The organism is Amycolatopsis sp. NPDC034160 (genome assembly GCF_055575355.1).
Window position 1 is genome coordinate 72,337 of record NZ_JBVISU010000011.1, and the last position, 20,966, is coordinate 93,302.

Below are 20,966 nucleotides of genomic sequence, written 5' to 3' on the forward strand. Positions count from 1 at the left end.
TCCTTCTCCGCTGGCCTGAGCGGCAATTCTAGGCCCGCAGGCGCAGGCCCTTCGGAGTCGCCCGGAATCCCGCCTCCTGGAGCACCGCGGACAGCTCGGAGGTGAGCGCCACCTCACCGTCGGCCTTCTGCACCGCGAGTTGCCCCAGCCAGCCTTCCCGTACCGCTGTGGACAGCGCCCGCGCGGCCGACCGCAAGGGTTCCTGATCCTCGGTGAAACTCAGCAGCGACCGGCCACCGCGTTCGACGTACATCGCCGGGACACCGTCCACGAGCACCGCCAGCGCCCCCGCTTTCCTTGCGGGACGGTGCTTCGTGTCACCCGTGGCGGCAGGCCACGGCAACGCGGCGCCGTAAGGCTGGGCCGGGTCGGCGGCGGCGAGCACCACCGCTCCCTCCTTGGTGGTGCGCTGGTTCCCGGACTGCGCGCGCAGCCTGTCGACGGCGCCCTTCGCCGCGAACTGCGCGGCTCCGAGCCCCTCGACGACGTAGCCACGAACGACCTGGCCCGAATCCTCCATCCCGCGCAAAACCTTGTAGATTCCGGAAAAACCGCCGGTCACCCGCTCGGTGTCGAGCGCACCGCGGGTGAGGACGCCATGCCGTTCCAGGAAGGCCTCCGTCCGCGCGAGCGCACGCCTGGTCGGGTCCGGCGCGCGTTCCGGGGTCAGCGCCCAGCGTCCGGCGACCGTCGGCGGACCGGTGCGCGACGGCATCGCCGGACGTCCGGCCCGAAGCCGCGCGTACCGGCCGCGAGGAGCCTGCCGTCGTGGTTTGTGCGCCGCGCCCGAACCGGAGACCTGCGCCCGCAACGGGCCGAGCGTGTCCCCGGTGACCAGCCCTGCCCACACCAGATCCCACAGCGCGGCGACGACTTCACCGTCGTTGGGTGGGGTTTCGACCAACGGTGACGCCCGGTCCACGAGCTGGCGGAAGAACTGCGCCCCACCCTCCAAAGTGGACAGAATGGCCTCGTGGAGCGGACCGGACGGCAGATCGTCGTCGAGGTCGGGCAGCAGCAGATCGGCGACGTCCGTCGGCGCGAGCGCCAGCCAGCCGTCCCCGCCGGAGAGGGAACCGCATCCGCACCAGGTGACCTCGCCCGCGGTGGTCAGTTCGTCGAGCAGCGACGGCGTGTAGCCGGGCAGCCTGCTCGGCAGGATCAGCGACTCGACGGCGCTCGCCGGCAGCGGGGCCCCGGCCAGCTGTTCGACCACGGACAGCACGTCGTCCGCCGTCGGCGCCGAGCGCACGCGCGCGCCGATGCCGTGCCACGACGGCAGGAACCGGCCCAAGGCCGCCGGTTCGACCGGTTCGACCTCGGCTCGCAGCCGAGCCAGTGACGCCCTCCGGAGCCTGCGCAGCACCGACGCGTCGCAGAATTCCATCCCGACGCCGTGGGTTTCCGGATGTCCGACCGGACTCAGTTCACCGCGCACCAGCCTGCCCTGCGCGGTCAGCCTGTCCAGCACACCGGTGACCACGGCCGTCCCCAGCCCGAACCGCTCGGCGGCCTGCCGGGCGCTGAACGGACCTCGACTGCGGGAATAGCGCGACAGCAGATCGCCGACGGGATCCTCGACCGGTTCGGTGAACGCCTCCGGCACGCCCACCGGCAACGCGGTGCCCAGCGCGTCCCGCACCCGGCCCGCGTCCTCGATGGCGATGAAGCGTTCACCGCCGCCGATGCGGACCCGGAGCACCCGCCGCGCCGCTTCCAGTTCCTCCAGCCATTCCCGCTGGATTCCGCGTGCGGCGGCCTCCTCGATCGAGAGATCTCCGAGGAACCGCAACAGATCAGCGGCCTCCTCGGCGTTGCGGGCGTGCCTGTCGGGATCGAGCCGCTGCAGCGACCGCTCGACTTCGGCGACGACCTCGGCGTCCAGCAGTTCCCGGATCGCCTCGGTGCCGAGCAGTTCGGCCAGCAGTGTCGAATCCAGCGCCAGCGCCGCCGCGCGCCGTTCCGCCAGGGGGGCGTCGGTCTCGTACAGGAACATCCCGACGTAGCCGAAGAGCAGGCTGCGCGCGAACGGCGACGCCGACGGCGTCTCGACCTCGACCAGCTTGACCTTCCGCGACCGGACGTCGGCCATCAGTTCGCGCAGCCCGCCGACGTCGTACACGTCCTGCAGGACTTCCCGCATCGCTTCCAGCACCACGGGGAACCGTTCGTACTTGGCCGCGACCGAAAGCAGTTGCGACGCGCGCTGCCGCTGCTGCCACAGCGGGGTGCGGCGGCGCGGATCCCGGCGGGGGAGCAGCAGCGATCGTGCCGCGCATTCCCGGAATCGCGCGGCGAACACCGCCGAACCGCCGACCTCGGCCACGATCAGCTGCTCGACCTCTTCCGGATCGAGCAGCACGTCATCGACGCCGATGGTGATTTCCGAGCCGTCCGAGTCCAAGGCTTCCGGCAGGCGCAGCACGATGCCGTCGTCGGAATGCGCCACCTGCGCGTCGACCCCGCGGTTCTCCCGTAGCCGGGCCGCGATCGCGAGCGCCCACGGCGCGTTGACCTGAGCGCCGAACGGGGAGTGCAGGATGACCCGCCAGTCGCCGAGTTCGTCGCGGAAGCGTTCCAGCAGCACGGTCTTGTCGTTCGGGACGTGCCGGGTCGCCGACTTCTGTTCTTCCAGATACGCCAGCAGGTTGTCGCACGCGTACTCGTCCAGCCCCGCGACGGCGGCGCGCTCCCTGGCCACCGCGGGATCCGAAGTGGACAGTTCGCGGACGAACGCGCCCAGCGCCCGCCCCAGTTCCAGCGGGCGGCCGGGTGCGTCGCCTTTCCAGAACGGCATCCGCGCGGGCTCGCCCGGCGCGGGCACCACAAGCACGCGATCATGGGTGATGTCGGTGACCCGCCAGGAGGAGGTGCCGAGCAGGATCGTGTCCCCGACGCGGGACTCGTAGACCATCTCCTCGTCGAGTTCACCCACCCGCGACCCGGGTTTGTCGTCGGCGCCCGGCGTCATCACCGTGAACAGGCCGCGATCGGGGATCGTGCCGCCGGAGGTCACCGCCAGCCGCTGCGAACCCGGGCGGCCGTGCAGTTCACCGCTGACCCTGTCCCAGGTGATCCGGGCGCGCAGTTCACCGAACTCCTCGCTCGGGTACCGGCCGGCGAGCATGTCGAGGACCGCCAGCAACGCGTCGTCCGGGAGGGAGGCGAACGGCGCCGCGCGGCGAACGAGGGCGGCGACGTCGTCGACCGTCCACGATTCCAGCGCCACCATCGCCACGATCTGCTGCGCGAGCACGTCCAGCGGGTTGCGCGGGTACCGCACCGCCTCGATCGCCCCGGCCGCCATCCGTTCCGCGACCACCGCGCACGAGACGAGGTCGCCCCGGAACTTCGGGAACATCACCCCGCTCGACACCGCGCCGACCTGGTGCCCGGCCCGGCCGACCCGCTGCAGCCCCGAAGCCACCGTCGGCGGCGCCTCGATCTGCACGACGAGATCCACCGCGCCCATGTCGATGCCCAGTTCCAACGAGGACGTCGCCACGACACAGGCGAGGCGGCCGGTCTTGAGTTCTTCCTCGACGTGGGTGCGCTGCTCCCGCGACATCGAGCCGTGGTGCGCCCGCGCGATCACCGGCGCCGCGCCGGTGGTGAGCCCGGACTGGCCGATCGCCTCCGCCGGATACCGCTGGTCGGGCTCCAGTTCGGACTGTTCCGCGACGAGTTCGTTGAGCCGGGCCGTCATCCGCTCGGTCAGCCGCCGCGAGTTGACGAACACGATCGTCGACCGGTGGGACTGGATCAGTTCGAGGACCCGTTCCTCCACTGCGGGCCAGATGGACGGCCTCCGCGGCGCGCCGTCGATCTCCTCCAGTGAGCCGGGCAGCCGGGCGAGACCCGCGTCGAGGTCTTCGTTCTGCTTCGGCCCCTGAGGACTGTCGAGATTGGACATGTCCTCGACCGGTACTTCGACGCGGACCTCGATCGTCTTCGCCAGCTTCGGCTGGACGACGGTGACCGGCCTGCCACCGGCGAGGAACGAGGCGACCTCGTCGATCGGCCGCACCGTCGCCGACAGACCGATCCGCTGGGCGGGTTTCTCCAGCAGGGCGTCGAGCCGTTCGAGCGAAAGAGCCAGATGCGCGCCGCGTTTGCCGCCGGCGACCGCGTGCACCTCGTCGACGATCACCGTCTCCACCCCGCGCAGCGAATCGCGCGCGGAGGAGGTGAGGATGAGGAACAGCGACTCCGGTGTGGTGACCAGCACATCCGGCGGTGTCTTGCCGAAGGAGCGCCGTTCGGCGGCCGTGGTGTCGCCGGTGCGCATGCCGACGCCGATGTCCGGCACCGGCAGCCCCAGCCGCCGCGACGCCTGGGAAATACCGGCCAGCGGAGCCCGCAGGTTGCGCTGCACGTCGACGGCCAGCGCCTTCAGCGGTGAGACATAGAGGACACGGCAGCGTTTGCGCGGCTCGGCGGGCGGCGGTTCCACCGACAGCCTGTCCAGGGCCCAGAGGAACGCCGACAGGGTCTTACCGGACCCTGTGGGGGCCACGACCAGCGCGTGTTCCCCGGCGTGCGCGGCTCGCCAAGCCCCTTCCTGCGCGCGAGTGGGCGCGGCGAAGGCCCCGGTGAACCAGTCCCTGGTCGCGGGGGAGAAGAGGTCGAGTGCGTCTGCCACGCCCTCCATAGTGCGCCGGACCCCCGACAGTTTCGCTCCAAAGTCCGTGACCTGCGGTATCCGTCACCCGGTTCGGACGAGTTTGGCGGGTCCGCACGTACGGTGACCGCGCTCATGGGAGCATCACGGCCAGCGCGACCGGATCGGTGCTGGGGCGGTCGCCGTTCGTCTGTGAAGGGGAAAGAGCTGTGCGGATCCTGTCGGTGGACCTCGGGACGTCCAACACCGTGGCCGTGTTGTCGGCGCATGGGCGGCCGCCTCGGGTGGTCGAGGTCGACGGTTCGGCCAACATGCCCTCCGCGGTGTTCGCCACCGAGGACGGCACGATCATGGTCGGCCGCGACGCCGAACGCCGTGCCCGGCTCGACCCGACCCGCTTCGAGCCCAACCCCAAACGCCGCATCGACGAGCAGACGCTGCTGCTCGGTACCGACGTCATCCCGGTCACCGAGGTGCTGGCCGCGATCCTGCGCCGCGTCCTCGACGAGACCACCCGCCAGCTCGGCGGCGAACTGCCTGACGAGGTCCGGCTCACGCATCCCGCGCAGTGGGGTCAGACGCGCCGCAACGTGCTGCTGTCCGCCGCCCGCCTCGCCGGAATGGGCGGCAACCTGGTGCTCGTCCCCGAGCCGGTCGCCGCGGCGGCGCATTTCGCGTCGTTCCCCGGCAAGACGCTCGCCCCTGGCCAGGCACTCGCCGTGTACGACCTCGGTGCGGGGACCTTCGACGTCGCCATCGTCGGCGCCACCCCGAACGGCGGCTTCACCGTCGTCGCCGAAGACGGCCTTCCCGACCTCGGCGGCCTCGACGTCGACCAGGCACTGCTGGTGCACGTCGGACGCGAGGTCTCGCACAAGGATCCCCAGCGCTGGCAGCGGGTCCTGCGGCCCGAGTCCACTCCGGATCGCCGTACGCGACGCGCGCTGCAAGAAGACGTGAAGGCGGCGAAGGAGGCTCTTTCGCGGCACCCGCAGACCGAGGTCCCGATGCCGGAGCCGTTCGAGGACGTACTCGTCACCCGCGGTGAACTCGAGGCGCTGGTGCGGCCGTCGATGCTGCGCAGTGTCGAGTTGATGGCGCGCGTGGTCCGCTCGGCCGGGATGGCGCCGGACCAGCTCGCCGGTATCTACCTCGTCGGCGGTTCGAGCAGGCTTCCGCTGGTCGGCAGCCTGATCGCGGAGAAGCTCGGCGTCGTACCCGGCAGCCTCGACCAGCCTGAGACCGCGGTCGCCCTCGGCGCCCAGCATGTCGCCTCCGACGGCATCAGCTCCCGGACTCAGGGGGTGGAAGGACAGGTCGCGGCGGGGACCGGCGCGCACCCCGGTGTTTCGGGTCCGTACGCGCCACCGCAGCAGGTCGCGTCGATCCCCGGTTATCAGTCCGGCCCCGGCCAGTCCGGTGGTTTCCCGCAGTCGGGCTATCCGAACAGCGGCCCGCAGCAGGTGCAGCAGCAGCCCGCGCCGACGAACTTCCCGACCTACTCCCTGGCGAGCGGCGACACCGGCGACAAGGCGACCGCGAGCAAGAAGAAACCGCTCGTCATCGGCGCGATCGCGGCCGTCGTCGTGCTGATCGCCGCCGGGCTCGTGTACTTCCTGACCTCTTCGTCGGTGACCACCTACACCGCCGACGAGTGCAAGGCTCCCGGTGCGGCCGACGACAAGGGCCTCACCGGCTGCCTGCGCCAGCTCGCCGGGAAAATCGCCGACACCGGCGACTGCAAGCCCGGGATGGGCAACGGACCGGCGAAACCGGCGGAGGACCTCGGCGTGACGTCGACCTGCTCGGCTCCGGGCCGCGCCGGAACCCAGGTGACCTATCTGCAGAGCGACTCCGCGGAGAAGCTCAAGGCCTACACCGACCAGCTGCTCGCCTTCGCCGGCGGTGATCGCACCGAGGCCAAGTGGGTGGGCAACGCCCTGGAAGGCCAGTACTCCTCGGCCGCCGGGCGGAACGCGGCCGTGCTGGTGTTCACCGTGACCGACCGGCCGCTGGTCGGTTTCATCTACCAGGTCCCGGCAGAGGGACAGAACCCGACGCCGGGCGAACTGGCCGACTACTTCGAGAAGAGCATCCAGCCGGGTGAATAGGCCCAAGGTGGCCGGGCTGGGCAGTGTCCTTTTCCACACACCTTCACTGGAACTTGTGGTCACCGGGGCTCTCGTGCCTGACTGTGTGGATTTCGGGACATCCAACGTCCCGATATCCACACAGTGAGGAACACGGCCGACAGGGCCGGTCGACCCCGGCGGCCATGCTCCCCGGCCCGGCGAAGAAGCCCTTCGCGCGGTTCTGGCCGAGCCCGGGGCTAGACTTCCCCCGATGCGTATCACGGTCTTCCGGCGGCTGATGGCCGACGAATTCGGTCCCGGACGTGCGGAAACCCTCTCGAGGGATCACGTGTTCGGTGAACTCGGGGGCCGGACCGTCGAACAGGCCCTTGACTCCGGAATCTCGGCCAAGGACATCTGGCGAGCGGTCTGCGACGCGTTCGAGATCCCGCCGGAGCGGCGCTGACCTCGGGATGAAGGCGAGCACCCTAGTGCGACGGCGTGTCGGTCACGGGCTCGAACACACGTTCGTCTATGGTGTTGTCCACAACGGGGTCAGCGATCCACAGCTTGGGCGCGAGGCCTGGAATTGTCGGTGGTCGCCCGTAGCGTCGAGCCCGACAGCTCAGAACTGAAACAAGCCCTACCGGCTCAACCAACGAGGTGGACTCCATGGCACCAGCAGCACCCGACAAGGACAAGGCGCTCGAACTGGCCCTCGCCCAGATCGACAAGCAGTACGGCAAGGGCTCGGTCATGCGCCTCGGTGAAGAGGGCCGCGTGCCGATCGAGGTCATCCCGACCGGTGCCATCGCGCTCGACGTCGCGCTCGGGATCGGCGGCCTGCCGCGCGGCCGCGTCATCGAGATCTACGGTCCGGAGTCCTCCGGTAAGACCACCGTCGCGCTGCACGCGGTCGCCAACGCGCAGCGGAACGGCGGCATCGCCGCGTTCATCGACGCGGAGCACGCGCTGGACCCGGACTACGCCCAGAAGCTCGGCGTCGACACCGACGCGCTGCTGGTCTCCCAGCCGGACACCGGTGAGCAGGCGCTCGAGATCGCGGACATGCTGATCCGCTCCGGCGCGCTCGACATCCTGGTCATCGACTCGGTCGCCGCGCTCGTGCCGCGCGCCGAGATCGAGGGCGAGATGGGTGACAGCCACGTCGGTCTGCAGGCGAGGCTGATGAGCCAGGCGCTGCGGAAGATGACCGGTGCGATGAGCAATTCCGGCACCACCGCGATCTTCATCAACCAGCTGCGCGAGAAGATCGGCGTCATGTTCGGCTCCCCGGAGACCACGACCGGTGGTAAGGCGCTGAAGTTCTACGCGTCGGTCCGGCTGGACGTCCGCCGGATCGAGACGCTGAAGGACGGCGGCGAGCCCGTCGGTAACCGCACCCGCGTCAAGGTCGTGAAGAACAAGGTCGCGCCGCCCTTCAAGCAGGCCGAGTTCGACATCCTGTACGGCAAGGGCATCTCCCGCGAGGGCTCGCTGATCGACATGGGTGTCGACCAGGGCATCCTGCGCAAGTCCGGTGCCTGGTACACCTACGAGGGCGACCAACTGGGCCAGGGCAAGGAGAACGCGCGCAAGTTCCTGCTCGAGAACCCGGACATCGCCAACGAGGTCGAGAAGCGCATCAAGGAGAAGCTCGGCATCGGCGCCGTCGTCGACGCCGAGGCCGCCCCGGCGCCGGTCGACTTCTAGGAGGTACGGGTTTGCGAGCGCCCAAGGTGGATCCGGCGGAGTTGCCGCCGGACGAGCGGAGGAAGAAGGCCAAGGAGATCTGCTTCGATCTCCTGGCCGCGCGCCCGCGCTCCACGGAGGAGCTGCGTCAGGCCCTCAAGCGCAAAGGCTTCGACGAGGAGACGACGGAGACCCTGCTCGGTAAACTGGACCAGGCAGGGCTCGTCAACGACGCCGAGTTCGCCGAAATGTGGGTTCGTTCCCGCCACGCCAACATGGGCCTGGCACGGAACGCGCTCGTGGCCGAACTCAAACGCAAAGGAATAGATGGGGATATCGCCGTCCAGGCCGCCGAAGAGGTGGACCGAGAGGCAGAGGAGCAGCGCGCCCGAGAGCTGGTACGCAAGCGTATGCGCTCCTTGGGCGACGTCGACGAACAGACGGCGATCCGTCGCCTGCTGGGCGTCCTCGCCCGCAAGGGCTATCCCCAGGGGCTGGCCTACACCGTGATCCGCGACGAACTCCGCGAGTTCGGTGCCGAGGCCGCCCTCTTGGACGACCCCACCCTCGACTGAGACGCCTTCACCTGAGCTGCTCACCGGTCGAGCGGGCCCCGTGCCCGCAGGCCGGTGTTCTGCTTTCCACGGCCGGTGCCGACACGACCGATCAGGAATCGAGAAGCACCGGGCGCCCGCCGGGAAATAGCGTTACCGGCATGAACTTCATCGACGCCATCACCCTCGAAGTGGCCGACACCGCGGCCGCCGAACGCTTCTACACCACCGCCTTCGGCCTCGACACCCAGCTTCGTCTGCGAGCCGCTCAGGAGCCCACCACCGGCTTCCGCGGCTACACCCTTTCCCTCACGGTGTCGCAGCCCGCCAATGTCGACGCCCTGATCGAAGCCGCCCTCGCCGCCGGCGCGACCGCGATCAAACCCGCCGCGAAGTCGATGTGGGGCTATGGCGGTGTCGTCCAGGCCCCGGACGGCGCGATCTGGAAGATCGCCACCTCGGCGAAGAAGAACACCGGGCCGGCCACCCGCGAGATCGACGCCATCGTGTTGCTGCTGGGCGTCGCCGACATCTCCGCGAGCAAGAAGTTCTACGTCGAGCACGGTCTCACCGTGGGCAAGAGCTTCGGCCGTGTGTACGTCGAGTTCGAATCCGGGTCGAGCCCGGTCAAGCTGGCGCTGTACCGGCGCAAGGCGCTGGCCAAGGACGCGGGCGTCGCCCCGGAGGGCACCGGTTCTCACCGGATCGCGGTCAGCGGTCCCGCCGCGCCGTTCACCGACCCGGACGGCTTCCGCTGGGAAGCCTCCACGCTCGCCGCCCAGTCCTGATGTGCCACTACCGGATGCCGCCGCTCGCCGCCTACCGAGGAGAAAACGCCATGAGCAGCACCACTTACGAAGGATTCTCGGCCGAGGAGAAGGCCGCGATGAAGGAACACGCCCAGGACATGAAGAAGGCGTCCCGCCGCGGTTCGGCCGCCGACAAGGCGGCGGCCGCGGAGCAGGATGTGGTCGACAAGATCGCCGAGATGCCCGACGACGACCGCGCGCTGGCCGAACGGGTCCACGCCATCGTCAAGGCCAACGCCCCGATGCTCGCGCCGAAGCTCTGGTACGGCCAGCCCGCCTACGCCCTCGACGGCAAGATCGTCTGCTTTTTCCAAGCGGCGGCCAAATTCAAGACGCGTTACGCGACGCTTGGCTTCAACGAGGAGGCCAAGTTGGACGATGGTGCGATGTGGGCGACCGGTTTCGCCTTGGTCGAGATGACCCCCGCGGTGGAGAAGCGCATCGCCACCTTGGTGAAGCAGGCCTGTGCGTCTTGAGTGGCACTGCGTTTTACCGCACGATTGGCCACTCCCAGCGGTGAGGTGAATCCCTAGGCTCGGGTGAGCACTGGGAGGACATCATGATCACCATCGCGTCACCGGAGCCCAAAGACCGCGAAGGCTGGGAGATCCTGTTCCGCGCCTATATCGCCTTCTACGAACGTGATGAGCCCCAAGAGGTTTACGACCGTGCTTGGCGAGAGTTCCGTGAAGCGCGACGGATGCACGCGCTCGTCGCCCACCTGGACGGTGAACTCGTCGGAATCACGCACTTCCTGGTGCATCCCAGCACTTCCACGCTCACCGACGTCTGTTACCTGCAAGACCTGTTCACCGCACCGGAGGTCCGGGGCAACGGTGTCGCACGGGCGTTGATCGAGGCTGTCGCGGACTGGGCACGCCTCCGTGGCTGCAACAGGGTGTACTGGCACACCCAGGAATCCAACGCCACCGCACGCCGTCTGTACGACAAAGTCGCGGTCGATCGGGGTTTCATGCTCTATCAGCTGCCGCTCTGAAAACGGTGAAGGCCGCCCTCGGGAGGGCGGCCTTCACACCATGATCAGAGCTTCGAAGCCGCCGCGGCGAAAGCTTCGATCTTCCCGAAGTCCTTGGCCGCCAAAGCATCCTTCGGGGTCAGCCACGAACCGCCGATACAGCCCACATTGGACAGTGCGAGGTAGTCCGGCGCGGTCTTCACGGTGATGCCGCCGGTCGGGCAGAAGCGCAGCCCCGGCAACGGGCCGCCGATCGACTTCAGGTACGCCACGCCACCGCTGGCTTCGGCGGGGAAGAACTTCAACGCCGTCAGCCCGCGTTCGGCCAGCCGCATCGCCTCCGAAACCGTGCTCGCCCCCGGCAGGAACGGCAGCCCGGTGTCGAACGCGGCGTCCAGCACCGAGTCGGTGCAGCCTGGGGTCACGAGGAACTTCGCGCCGGCGGCGGCGGCCTGCTTGGCGTGTTCCGGTGCGGTGACCGTCCCGGCGCCGATGACGATCTCCGGGACCTCCGCGGCGATCCGCTCGATGGAGGCGAGGGCCGCCGGGGTGCGCAGGGTCAGCTCGATCACGCCGATGCCGCCCGCGAGCAGGGCCCGCGCGGTGGGCACCGCGTCGGCGGCGTCGTCGAGGACGACGACGGGCATCACAGGGGACAGGCCGAGCAGGTCGGCGCCGGTGGTCACTGACTTACCTCCACAGGGTTCAACGTGTGCGCCGGAGCGCCGAAGTGTTCCGGCGTGAGCGGTCCGAACACGCTCGCGCCCTGATCGGCGGGGCCGACCGCGCGGCGCAGCGCCGCGAACAGCTCCCGGCCGGTGCCGGTCCAGGATGCCTCCGAAGGCGGGGAGTCCACCAGTTCACGGCGGGCGAGTTCTTCGTCACCCACGAAGACGTCCAGCGTCCCGGCCCGCGCGTCGAGCCGGACGACGTCGCCGTCGGCGATCCGGGCGATCGGGCCGCCCACGGCGGCTTCCGGGGTCACCTGGATCGCGGCGGGGATCTTGCCGGACGCGCCGGACATGCGGCCGTCGGTGAGCAGCGCCACCTGGTGCCCGCGGTCCATCAGCACGCCCAGCGCCGGGGTGAGGCCGTGCAGTTCGGGCATCCCGTTGGCCTGCGGGCCCTGCTGCCGGATGACCACGACGACGTCGCGGTCCAGCTCGCCTGCCTCGAAAGCGTCCTTGAAGGACTTCTGATCGGTGAACACCCGGGCCGGGGCTTGGACGACGCGGTGTTCGGGCGCCACCGCGGACACCTTGATCACCGCGCGGCCGAGGTTGCCCGCGACCATCCGCAGCCCGCCGTCGGCGGCGAACGGCCGCGACGCCGGGCGCAGGACGTCCTCGTCGAGGCTGCGTGTCGGCACGTCGCGCCAGACCAGTCCGTCCTCGGACAGGATCGGTTCCTGCCGATAGCGGCTCAGGCCCGGCCCGGCGACGGTTTGGACGTCCTCGTGCAGCAGGCCCGCGTCGAGCAGCGTGCCGACCAGGAACTGGATGCCGCCGGCGGCGTGGAAGTGGTTGATGTCCGCGCTGCCGTTCGGGTACACCCGCGCCAGCAGCGGGATCACCGCCGACAGGTCGGAGAAGTCGTCCCAGGTCAGCTGGATGCCCGCGGCGGCGGCGATCGCGACGAGGTGCATCGTGTGGTTGGTCGAACCGCCCGTGGCGAGCAGCGCGATGACGCCGTTGACGACGGCCTTCTCGTCGATCACCCGCGAGACCGGGGTGTACTCCTCACCGCGGGAGATCCGCACGACGCGGCGCCCGGCCTCCTCGGTGAGCGCGCGGCGCAACGACGAGTTCGGCTGCACGAAGCTGGCGCCCGGCAGGTGCAGGCCCATCACCTCGACGACCATCTGGTTCGAGTTGGCCGTGCCGTAGAAGGTGCAGGTGCCGGCCGAGTGGTACGAAGCCGCTTCGGCGTCCAGCAGGTCTTCGCGGGTGGCCTTGCCCTCGGCGTACAGCTGGCGCACGCGCGCCTTCTCCTTGTTCGGCAGGCCCGAGTTCATCGGCCCGGCCGGCACCAGGATCGCCGGGAGGTGCCCGAAGGACAGCGCGCCGATCAGCAGGCCCGGCACGATCTTGTCGCAGACGCCGAGCAGCAGCGCCGCGTCGAACATGTCGTGGGACAACGCGATCGCGGTCGACATCGCGATCACCTCGCGGCTGAACAGCGACAGCTCCATGCCCGGACGGCCCTGGGTGACGCCGTCGCACATCGCGGGTACGCCGCCGGCGAACTGGGCCACCCCGCCCGCTTGGCGGACCGAACCTTTCAACAACGCGGGGTACTCCTGCATCGGCTGGTGCGCCGAAAGCATGTCGTTGTAGGAGGACACGATCGCGACACCCGGCGCCCGCACGGCGCGCAGGGCCGCTTTGTCGACACCCTCCATCGCGGCGAAGCCGTGTGCGAGATTGCTGCAGTCGAGACCGCGGCGCACCGGACCTTCTTCGTAGGCGGCGGCGACCCGCTCGAGGTGCGCGGCGCGGGTCTCGGCGCTGCGGGCGGCGATGCGTTCGGTGACTTCGGCGATGATGGGGTGGACGTTCGGGGCGGTGCTCATTGTCCGGCTCCGGATCACTGGTCGTGGTGGTCCGCGGGACGGCAACGCTGACGTCGCTGGGTCGTGACAGTGGCCACAGTACCTCGGGGGAAAGCTCGAATCAAAATCGATACAGAAGATCGACTCGCGTGACCTCCGTCACGTCAGTAGGTTCCACTGTGCTACTTGTCACATTGCACAATGCGCGGCAGAGTCGAGACGGCGAGGATCGCTTGCTTTCGAAGGCTCAAGCGGCCAACCGAACCGACCATCGGGAGGTACCGATGTCCACCACAGAGATCGCCGAACTTCGGCGAGCCATCGGTCAGTTGAGGCAGTGCGTCGGCACGCTGCGCTCCCGATACGGCGATGCTTCGGCGGTACGACGCCTGGCGAACGACGTGGAGCGGCTCGACATCGACGCGGCCGATCTCGACACGACCCCGAACGCGGTGCCCGCGCAGGCGAAGGCCATCGATCGGGTCCAAATACCCGACACGCCCTATGACCCGGCGCTCTGGCATGGCGCCGATGACGAAGGCGTCGGCGGCTACAAGCGCGACCAGCGGTGAGCGCCCCCGGCGAGCTCGAGGCCGGACGGGGTACGGGGGTCCGCGCGCCATCGCGGGCCCGGATCGCCGAAAAGACGCTGCGCACCGATCGGTGGTGGCTCTCCCCGCTGCTGACCGTTCTCGGCCTCTCCGCCTTCATCGTCTACGCGACGATCAGGTCCTTCGTGCGCACCGCCTACTGGGTGCCCGAGTACCACTACCTGACGCCGTTCTACTCACCCTGCGTCTCGGAATCCTGCGTCGAAGGCTCCCGGCACTTCGGGGCCTGGCTCGGCGAACTGCCGAGCTTCGTCCCGCTCGGCTTTCTCGTCCTGCCGTTCCTGCTGGGCTTCCGGCTGACCTGTTACTACTACCGCAAGGCGTACTACCGCGCGGTCTGGTTCTCGCCGCCCGCGTGCGCGGTCGCCGAACCGCACGCGAAGTACACCGGCGAGACGCGGCTGCCGCTGATCATCCAGAACGCCCATCGCTACTTCTTCTACGTGGCCGTGGTCGTCTCGCTGATCAACACCTACGACGCGATCACCGCGTTCCACGGCAAGACCGGCGGGTTCGGTTTCGGGCTCGGCAACGTCGTGCTGCTCGGCAACGTGATCCTGTTGTGGGCCTACACGTTGTCGTGCCACTCGTGCCGTCACGTGACCGGCGGCAGGCTGAAGCACTTCTCGAAACATCCGGTCCGCTACTGGATCTGGACGCAGATCACGAAGCTCAACACCCGGCACATGGCGCTGGCGTGGACGACGCTCGGCACGCTCGTGCTGACCGACTTCTACGTGATGCTCGTGGCCAGCGGGGCGATTTCGGATCTGCGGTTCATCAACTAGCGGCACGGGAATCTCCCGTCCCCGACAACGGCGTCCAGCTTTGAGGTGGCTCTTTCTATGACCGAGGTCGAACGGCTCAACTACGACGTGGTGGTGATCGGGGCAGGCGGCGCCGGTCTCCGCGCGGTCATCGAGGCCCGCGAGCGCGGGCTCAGCGTCGCGGTGGTGTGCAAATCGCTGTTCGGCAAGGCGCATACGGTGATGGCCGAAGGCGGCTGCGCGGCGTCGATGGGCAACGCGAACTCGAACGACAACTGGCAGGTCCACTTCCGCGACACGATGCGCGGCGGGAAGTTCCTCAACAACTGGCGGATGGCCGAGCTGCACGCCAGGGAGGCGCCGGACCGGGTCTGGGAACTGGAGACCTACGGCGCGCTGTTCGACCGCACGAAGGACGGGCGGATCAGCCAGCGCAACTTCGGCGGGCACACCTACCCGCGGCTGGCGCACGTCGGTGACCGCACCGGGCTCGAACTGATCCGCACCATGCAGCAGAAAATCGTTTCGCTGCAACAAGAAGACTACAAGGAGACCGGCGACTACGAGGCGAGGATCAAGGTCTTCGCCGAATGCACGATCACCGAACTGCTGACCGACGACGGCCGGATCTCCGGCGCGTTCGGGTACTGGCGGGAAAGCGGCCGGTTCATCCTCTTCGAGTCGCCGGCGGTGGTGCTGGCCACCGGCGGCATCGGGAAATCGTTCAAGGTCACCTCGAACTCGTGGGAGTACACCGGTGACGGGCACGCGCTGGCGCTGCGGGCCGGGGCGACGCTCATCAACATGGAGTTCGTCCAGTTCCATCCGACCGGCATGGTCTGGCCGCCGAGTGTGAAGGGAATCCTGGTCACCGAAGGCGTTCGCGGTGACGGCGGGGTCCTCAAGAACACCGAGGACAAGCGGTTCATGTTCGAGTATGTCCCGGACGTGTTCAAGGGGCAGTACGCGGACAGCGAGGAAGAGGCCGATCGCTGGTACACCGACCAGGAGAAGAACCGCCGCACCCCGGACCTGCTGCCCCGGGACGAGGTGGCGCGCGCGATCAACTCCGAGGTCAAGGCGGGCCGGGGATCGCCGCACGGCGGGGTCTTCCTCGACATCGCCAGCAGGCTGCCCGCGGAGGAGATCCGCAAGCGGCTGCCGTCGATGTATCACCAATTCAAGGAACTCGCCGACGTCGACATCACGAAGGAACCGATGGAGGTCGGCCCGACCTGTCACTACGTGATGGGCGGGATCGAGGTCGACCCGGACACGGCGTCGTCGAGCGTGCCGGGGCTGTTCGCCGCGGGTGAGTGTTCGGGCGGGATGCACGGTTCGAACCGGCTCGGCGGCAACTCGCTGTCGGATCTGCTCGTCTTCGGCCGCCGCGCGGGACTCGGTGCCGCGTCCTACGTGTCGGAACTGAAGGACCGGCCCAAGGTCAGTCAGTCCGATGTGGACGCCGCGGCGGCGATGGCGCTCGCGCCGTTCGACCCGCCGGGTGACGGCGTCGAGGAGAACCCGTACAGCCTGCACACCGAACTGCAGCAGTCGATGAACGACCTGGTCGGCATCATCCGCAAATCGGAGGAGATCGAGCGGGCACTGGAGAAGCTCGGGGAACTGCGCGAGCGGATCAAGCGGGTCACCGTCGAAGGACACCGGCAGTTCAACCCCGGCTGGCATCTCGCCGTCGACCTGCGGAACATGCTGATGGTCAGTGAATGCGTGGCGCGGGCCGCGCTGATGCGCACCGAGAGCCGGGGCGGGCACACGCGGGACGACCACCCGGGGATGGATCCCCAGTGGCGCAACAAGCTCCTCGTCTGCTCGGCCACGCCGGGCGACAACCCGGTGGTGCCGGAGATCGGCATCGAGGTCAAGGAACAGACCCCGCTGCGGCAGGACCTGCTGGAGCTGTTCGAACTGTCCGAGCTGGGAAAGTACTACACCGACGAAGAACTGGCCTCGCACCCCGGGAGTCCGGCATGAGCTACAAGGCGAGTTTCCGGGTCTGGCGCGGCGACGCCGACTCCGGCGAGCTGAAGGACTACAGCGTCGAGGTCAACGAGGGCGAGGTCGTCCTCGACATCATCCACCGGCTTCAGGCCACCCAGGCCTCGGATCTGGCGGTACGGTGGAACTGCAAGGCGGGCAAATGCGGTTCGTGTTCGGCGGAGATCAACGGCAAACCGCGGCTGCTGTGCATGACCCGGATGTCGACCTTCACCGAGGACGAGATCATCACCGTGACGCCGATGCGGACGTTCCCGGTGATCCGCGATCTGGTGACCGACGTGTCGTTCAACTACGCCAAGGCCCGCGAGATCCCGTCGTTCACGCCGCCCCCGGAGCTGAAGCCGGGGGAGTACCGGATGCAGCAGATCGATGTCGAGCGCTCGCAGGAGTTCCGCAAGTGCATCGAATGCTTCCTGTGCCAGAACACCTGTCACGTCGTGCGTGACCATGAGGAGAACAAGGAGGCCTTCGCCGGGCCCCGGTACCTCATGCGCATCGCCGAACTCGAGATGCACCCCCTCGACGTCGCCGACCGGCGGGACGCGGCACAGGAGGAGCACGGCCTCGGCTACTGCAACATCACGAAGTGCTGTTCGGACGTGTGCCCGGAAGGCATCCACATCACCGACAACGCGCTCATCCCGATGAAGGAACGCGTCGCGGACCGGAAGTACGACCCCATCGTCTGGCTGGGGAACAAGCTCTTCCGGCGAGACAAGTAAAAAAGCCTCGTGAGTGGTAATGACGGTTCTAACCGTCATTACCACTCACGAGGCTTTTGATCGTTTGCCGCCGCTCGCCTGCCCGTTGCACACTTACGTCATGACCCTTGGTATCGAAGAGAAAACCGGCTCCCCGCCGTCGTCCTGACCGGACGTCGCACCTGTGGAGCCGCCCTTCGGCAAATCGAACCGGGCGGCTTTTTCATGGTGTGTTCTTTTCCGGTGAACCCTGATTTCTGGACCGAGGCGGTCCGGTGCGCAGTGCGTGCCGGACCGTGTTCCAGGCCAGAATCCCCGGCACGGCGGGGAAACCTGTTCCGTCGTACCGGTGCGGCGGTGTGGGGTCCGTGTGCTCCACACCGCCAGACGCGCACGGTCCGGCGACCGACCGGGATTCATAGCCCCGGCCAGCCTGGCTCGACACCAGGGTGCGCGACTCAGGCGCCTTTGCGGGCGCTGTGGATGTCGCCGTGTTCGTCGCGGCGCAGCACGATGTCCTGAAAACCGTTGCGCCGCAAGCCCTCTTCCAGGGTCAGGCCGTTCGTGGCGACGACCACGAGCAGTCCGCCCGCGATGAGGCTCGCGGTGATGCGGCCGAGATGGTCGGGGGACTCCAAGAAGGCCAGGACGACGTCGAAGGTCCCCATCACCGGCATCCGGTCGAGCTGGTGGACCTCGTAGGAAATCCCGAGCGGATCGCGTTCCTCTTCACGCTGCGCGGCCGCGATCAGCACCTGGTCGGCGTCCACACCGGCCACGCGACGAGCGCCTTCGCGGCGCAGCAGCCGAGGATAGCGGCCATCGCCACACCCGACGACCAGGACCGACCTGCCCGCCAGGTCCGGGAGCACTTCGAGCAGCGTCGTGGCCTGGTCCGACATAAGGCCGACGCTAGCCGACGAAGTCACCGTCCCGACAGGACCAAGAGGCCTATCCCTCCAAGTACATGAAGGCCCCCTTCCTGTACGCAGGCGCAAGGAAGGGGGCCTTCATGTACTTACGGAGCTACAGTGCTCCACCGCTTGCGTCATCGCGCTGCATGACCACGCTGGACGGCGCGGAGTGCACCGGCTTGGCACCCTTGGGGGCCTTCTTCCGTCGTGCCAGCTTGTTCTCCAGCCACGACGCGAACCAGCTCAGGATCAGGTTCAGCACGATGAAGATGATCGCGATGACGATCAGCGTCGGGATCGTGTTGCCGTAGAGACCGGTGAGCGGTCCGGAACTGCGGATCAGCTCGTCGAAGCCGATCGTCAACTGACCGGCCAGCGCGGTGTCCTTGAGGATGACCACGAGCTGACTGACCAGCGCGGGCAGCATCAGGGTGACCGCCTGCGGCAGCAGGACGGTCATCATGATCTGGGTCTTGCGCATGCCCAGCGCCGACGCGGCCTCACCTTGGCCTTTGGGCAGCGAGAGGATGCCCGCGCGGAACACCTCGGCCATGACGGATCCGTTGTAGAGCACCAGGCCGGTCACCGCGGCGAACAGGGGACGGATCTCCGGGTCGATGTCGGTGTAGAACGCGTAGAGCGCCGCAGCGAAGACCATCAGCAGCAGCACCGGGATCGCCCGGAAGAACTCGACGATGGCGCCGACCGGAACCCTGATCCACTTGTGCTCGGACAGCCTGCCGATACCCAGGAGCGCCCCGATCGGCAACGCGATCACGATCGAAAGCCCAGCCGCCTTCAGGGTGTTGAGCAGGCCAGGGAGCAGGAACTGAGTCCAGGTCGAGCCGTCGACGAAAGGCTTCCAAAGCGTACCTGCCCACTGGCCCTTCTCGTCGAAGCCGACGTAGACGAAGTAGATCACCAGCGCCAGTACGAGCAGGAAAAGAACGCTGTAGAGCCAGTTTCGCACCCGGGCCTTGGGGCCGGGGATGTCATAGAGGACGGTCTGCGTGCTCATCGCTTGACCTCGACCTTCTTGGCGACCCAGCCCAGCAGCAGGCCGAGGGGGAGGACCAGGACGACGAACCCGGCGGCGAAGAGGAGGAAGACCAGGATCAGCGAGTCGGACTCGTTCTCCACCATCTCGGACATCAGCAGCGAGGCCTCGGCGACACCGATGATCGAGGCGACCGTGGTGTTCTTCAGCAGCGCGATCATGACGTTCGCCAGCGGTGCGATCACCGACCGGAACGCCTGCGGCAGCACGATCAACGCCAGCACCTGGACGAAACCGAGTCCCAGTGCGCGGGCGGCTTCCGCCTGGCCGACGGGGACGGTGTTGATGCCCGACCGCAGCGATTCACAGACGAACGTCGCGGTGTAGGCGACGAAGCCGAGGATCGCGAGCCGGAAGAAGTTGTCGTCCAAGGAGGTCGTCGAGTCCGACGAGGCCAGGTTGATCCCCAAGGTGGAGGACAGTCCCAGCGACGTGAAGACGATGATCACCGTCAGCGGGGTGTTCCGGAAGATGTTGACGTAGGCGGTGCCGAACGCCCGCATGATCGGAACCGGGCTCACCCGCATCCCCACCAGGATCGTCCCCCAGACCAGGGAACCGATCGCGGAGAAGAAGGTGAGCTTGATCGTCATCCAGAAGGCGCCGAGCAAGTCGTAATTGGGATTGTCGAGGAAATCGAACAAGGTGCTCAACCCAGCCTCGGTATGGGAACGGTGCGCCGCGGTACACGGCGCACCGTTCGATTCCTTTGATTCAGCGGCTCAGTGAGCCGGGTGTCAGGAGATGGCCGGGGGCTCGGGGATCTTGTAGCCCGACGGACCGACGTTCTTCTCCAGAGCGGCCTTCCACGCGCCGTCCTGCTGCATCTTCTTGATGGCGTTGTTGATCGCGGTGACGCTCTCGGCGTCGTCCTTCTTCAGGCCGACGCCGTACTTCTCGTCGGTGAAGCCCTTGCCGACCAGCTTCAGCTTGCCGGGCTGCTGCGCGGCGTAGCCGCCGAGGATGACGTCGTCGGTGGTCATCGCGTCGACCGTCTTGTTCAGCAGCGAGGTGACGCAGTCGGTGTACTTGCCGACCTCCTGGAGCTGCACGTCCTTGGCGTACTTCTCCTTGACGTTCTGCGCCGGGGTCGAACCCTTGACCGAGCAGAGCTTCTTGTTGCCGGTCAGCGACTCCGGGCCGGTGATGTCGGTGGAGTCGGCGCCCACCAGCAGGTCCTGGTGGGCGATGAAGTACGGGCCCGCGAAGGAGACCTCGTTCTTGCGCTTGTCGGTGATCGAGTAGGTGGCGACGATGAAGTCGACCTCACCCTTCTTGATCAGGTCCTCACGCTGCGCGGACTGCGCTTCCTTCCACGTGATCCCCGACTCTTCGACACCGAGCTCCTTGGCGATGTACTTCGCCACGTCGACGTCGAACCCGGCGTAGGTGCCGTCGGCCTGCTTCTGGCCGAGGCCGGGCTGGTCGAACTTGATGCCGATGGTCAGCTTCTTGTCGTTCTTGGCCTTCGCCACCACGTTCTTGGCAGCGCTGGAGCCGCTGCCGGCGTCCGACCCGCCGCCACCACAGGCGGAGAGGGCGAGACCGGCCGCCACGACGGCCGCGCTCATTCGCAGAACTCGGTTCAACCGCATTCTTCTCAATTTCCTTCCGAATCT

At 68.0% G+C, this 20,966-nt stretch carries 18 protein-coding genes; 11 read left to right on the top strand and 7 right to left on the bottom strand.

The features are described from left to right. Positions 1 to 28: 28 nt before the first annotated feature. The gene (locus ACZ54P_RS22210; protein ID WP_465463465.1) at positions 29 to 4,651 is read right to left on the bottom strand and encodes an ATP-dependent helicase; all 4,623 of its coding nucleotides are present in this window, start codon (positions 4,649 to 4,651) and stop codon (positions 29 to 31) included. Positions 4,652 to 4,830: 179 nt separating this feature from the next. Between ACZ54P_RS22210 and ACZ54P_RS22215 the strand changes: the two genes are divergently transcribed. From ACZ54P_RS22215 to ACZ54P_RS22245, 7 genes are all read left to right on the top strand, one after another. Continuing rightward, the gene (locus tag ACZ54P_RS22215; RefSeq protein ID WP_465463466.1) at positions 4,831 to 6,732 is read left to right on the top strand and encodes an Hsp70 family protein; all 1,902 of its coding nucleotides are present in this window, start codon (positions 4,831 to 4,833) and stop codon (positions 6,730 to 6,732) included. Between the two features lie 232 nt (positions 6,733 to 6,964). Beyond that, the gene (locus ACZ54P_RS22220; RefSeq protein ID WP_465463467.1) at positions 6,965 to 7,159 is read left to right on the top strand and encodes a DUF3046 domain-containing protein; all 195 of its coding nucleotides are present in this window, start codon (positions 6,965 to 6,967) and stop codon (positions 7,157 to 7,159) included. A gap of 206 nt (positions 7,160 to 7,365) precedes the next feature. Next, positions 7,366 to 8,406, top strand: a complete 1,041-nt coding sequence (gene recA / locus ACZ54P_RS22225; protein WP_101606377.1) for a recombinase RecA — start codon at positions 7,366 to 7,368, stop codon at positions 8,404 to 8,406. A gap of 26 nt (positions 8,407 to 8,432) precedes the next feature. Next, complete coding sequence (locus tag ACZ54P_RS22230) at positions 8,433 to 8,960, top strand: regulatory protein RecX (protein ID WP_465463643.1); 528 nt, start codon at positions 8,433 to 8,435, stop codon at positions 8,958 to 8,960. Between the two features lie 140 nt (positions 8,961 to 9,100). Then, positions 9,101 to 9,727: a VOC family protein gene (locus tag ACZ54P_RS22235; protein ID WP_465463468.1), complete on the top strand. Its 627-nt coding sequence runs from the start codon at positions 9,101 to 9,103 to the stop codon at positions 9,725 to 9,727. A 50-nt stretch (positions 9,728 to 9,777) separates the two neighbouring features. Further along, the gene (locus ACZ54P_RS22240; RefSeq protein ID WP_465463469.1) at positions 9,778 to 10,224 is read left to right on the top strand and encodes an iron chaperone; all 447 of its coding nucleotides are present in this window, start codon (positions 9,778 to 9,780) and stop codon (positions 10,222 to 10,224) included. 83 nt (positions 10,225 to 10,307) lie between these two features. Then, positions 10,308 to 10,745: a GNAT family N-acetyltransferase gene (locus ACZ54P_RS22245; RefSeq protein ID WP_465463470.1), complete on the top strand. Its 438-nt coding sequence runs from the start codon at positions 10,308 to 10,310 to the stop codon at positions 10,743 to 10,745. 44 nt (positions 10,746 to 10,789) lie between these two features. On the opposite strand, the gene eda is transcribed toward ACZ54P_RS22245, so the two are convergent. Both eda and edd read right to left on the bottom strand, forming a co-directional pair. Beyond that, positions 10,790 to 11,410: a bifunctional 4-hydroxy-2-oxoglutarate aldolase/2-dehydro-3-deoxy-phosphogluconate aldolase gene (gene eda, locus ACZ54P_RS22250; RefSeq protein WP_465463471.1), complete on the bottom strand. Its 621-nt coding sequence runs from the start codon at positions 11,408 to 11,410 to the stop codon at positions 10,790 to 10,792. After that, entirely contained in the window at positions 11,407 to 13,296 is a 1,890-nt protein-coding gene (gene edd, locus ACZ54P_RS22255; RefSeq protein ID WP_465463472.1) for a phosphogluconate dehydratase, read from the bottom strand. The genes eda and edd overlap by 4 nt, the downstream gene beginning before the upstream one ends. A gap of 263 nt (positions 13,297 to 13,559) precedes the next feature. Here edd and ACZ54P_RS22260 point away from each other — a divergent pair, with 263 nt between their 5' ends. Genes ACZ54P_RS22260 through ACZ54P_RS22275 form a run of 4 tightly spaced genes read left to right on the top strand, consistent with a single transcriptional unit; the run spans position 13,560 to position 17,397 of the window. Further along, positions 13,560 to 13,847, top strand: a complete 288-nt coding sequence (locus ACZ54P_RS22260; RefSeq protein ID WP_465463473.1) for a hypothetical protein — start codon at positions 13,560 to 13,562, stop codon at positions 13,845 to 13,847. Then, a complete protein-coding gene (locus ACZ54P_RS22265; protein ID WP_465463474.1) occupies positions 13,844 to 14,674 on the top strand; it encodes a hypothetical protein in 831 nt (276 codons plus the stop codon). Before ACZ54P_RS22260 ends, ACZ54P_RS22265 begins: the two co-directional genes overlap by 4 nt. A gap of 57 nt (positions 14,675 to 14,731) precedes the next feature. Beyond that, positions 14,732 to 16,648: a fumarate reductase/succinate dehydrogenase flavoprotein subunit gene (locus ACZ54P_RS22270; RefSeq protein ID WP_465463475.1), complete on the top strand. Its 1,917-nt coding sequence runs from the start codon at positions 14,732 to 14,734 to the stop codon at positions 16,646 to 16,648. Beyond that, a complete protein-coding gene (locus ACZ54P_RS22275) occupies positions 16,645 to 17,397 on the top strand; it encodes a succinate dehydrogenase/fumarate reductase iron-sulfur subunit (RefSeq protein WP_465463476.1) in 753 nt (250 codons plus the stop codon). The genes ACZ54P_RS22270 and ACZ54P_RS22275 overlap by 4 nt, the downstream gene beginning before the upstream one ends. 437 nt (positions 17,398 to 17,834) lie before the next feature. Here the strand turns inward: ACZ54P_RS22275 and ACZ54P_RS22280 are convergent, their stop codons facing one another. From ACZ54P_RS22280 to ACZ54P_RS22295, 4 genes are all read right to left on the bottom strand, one after another. Beyond that, positions 17,835 to 18,278 carry a class I SAM-dependent methyltransferase gene (locus ACZ54P_RS22280; RefSeq protein ID WP_465463477.1) on the bottom strand — a complete coding sequence of 148 codons (444 nt, stop codon included), beginning with the start codon at positions 18,276 to 18,278 and terminating at the stop codon, positions 17,835 to 17,837. A gap of 124 nt (positions 18,279 to 18,402) precedes the next feature. Then, positions 18,403 to 19,308 carry an amino acid ABC transporter permease gene (locus tag ACZ54P_RS22285; protein ID WP_465463478.1) on the bottom strand — a complete coding sequence of 302 codons (906 nt, stop codon included), beginning with the start codon at positions 19,306 to 19,308 and terminating at the stop codon, positions 18,403 to 18,405. Continuing rightward, positions 19,305 to 20,000 (bottom strand): amino acid ABC transporter permease, encoded by a 696-nt coding sequence (locus ACZ54P_RS22290; RefSeq protein ID WP_465463479.1) that lies wholly within the window; start codon positions 19,998 to 20,000, stop codon positions 19,305 to 19,307. Before ACZ54P_RS22290 ends, ACZ54P_RS22285 begins: the two co-directional genes overlap by 4 nt. Positions 20,001 to 20,084: 84 nt before the next feature. Then, a complete protein-coding gene (locus tag ACZ54P_RS22295; protein ID WP_465463480.1) occupies positions 20,085 to 20,942 on the bottom strand; it encodes a glutamate ABC transporter substrate-binding protein in 858 nt (285 codons plus the stop codon). Positions 20,943 to 20,966: the final 24 nt, after the last annotated feature.

Coding starts and splice junctions, on each gene's coding strand:
- ACZ54P_RS22210 (WP_465463465.1), bottom strand. CDS start 4,651: ATGGAGGGCGTGGCAGACGCACTCGACCTCTTCTCCCCCGCGACCAGG.
- ACZ54P_RS22220 (WP_465463467.1), top strand. CDS start 6,965: ATGCGTATCACGGTCTTCCGGCGGCTGATGGCCGACGAATTCGGTCCC.
- recA (WP_101606377.1), top strand. CDS start 7,366: ATGGCACCAGCAGCACCCGACAAGGACAAGGCGCTCGAACTGGCCCTC.
- ACZ54P_RS22235 (WP_465463468.1), top strand. CDS start 9,101: ATGAACTTCATCGACGCCATCACCCTCGAAGTGGCCGACACCGCGGCC.
- ACZ54P_RS22240 (WP_465463469.1), top strand. CDS start 9,778: ATGAGCAGCACCACTTACGAAGGATTCTCGGCCGAGGAGAAGGCCGCG.
- ACZ54P_RS22245 (WP_465463470.1), top strand. CDS start 10,308: ATGATCACCATCGCGTCACCGGAGCCCAAAGACCGCGAAGGCTGGGAG.
- edd (WP_465463472.1), bottom strand. CDS start 13,296: ATGAGCACCGCCCCGAACGTCCACCCCATCATCGCCGAAGTCACCGAA.
- ACZ54P_RS22260 (WP_465463473.1), top strand. CDS start 13,560: ATGTCCACCACAGAGATCGCCGAACTTCGGCGAGCCATCGGTCAGTTG.
- ACZ54P_RS22270 (WP_465463475.1), top strand. CDS start 14,732: ATGACCGAGGTCGAACGGCTCAACTACGACGTGGTGGTGATCGGGGCA.
- ACZ54P_RS22275 (WP_465463476.1), top strand. CDS start 16,645: ATGAGCTACAAGGCGAGTTTCCGGGTCTGGCGCGGCGACGCCGACTCC.
- ACZ54P_RS22280 (WP_465463477.1), bottom strand. CDS start 18,278: ATGTCGGACCAGGCCACGACGCTGCTCGAAGTGCTCCCGGACCTGGCG.
- ACZ54P_RS22285 (WP_465463478.1), bottom strand. CDS start 19,308: ATGAGCACGCAGACCGTCCTCTATGACATCCCCGGCCCCAAGGCCCGG.
- ACZ54P_RS22295 (WP_465463480.1), bottom strand. CDS start 20,942: ATGCGGTTGAACCGAGTTCTGCGAATGAGCGCGGCCGTCGTGGCGGCC.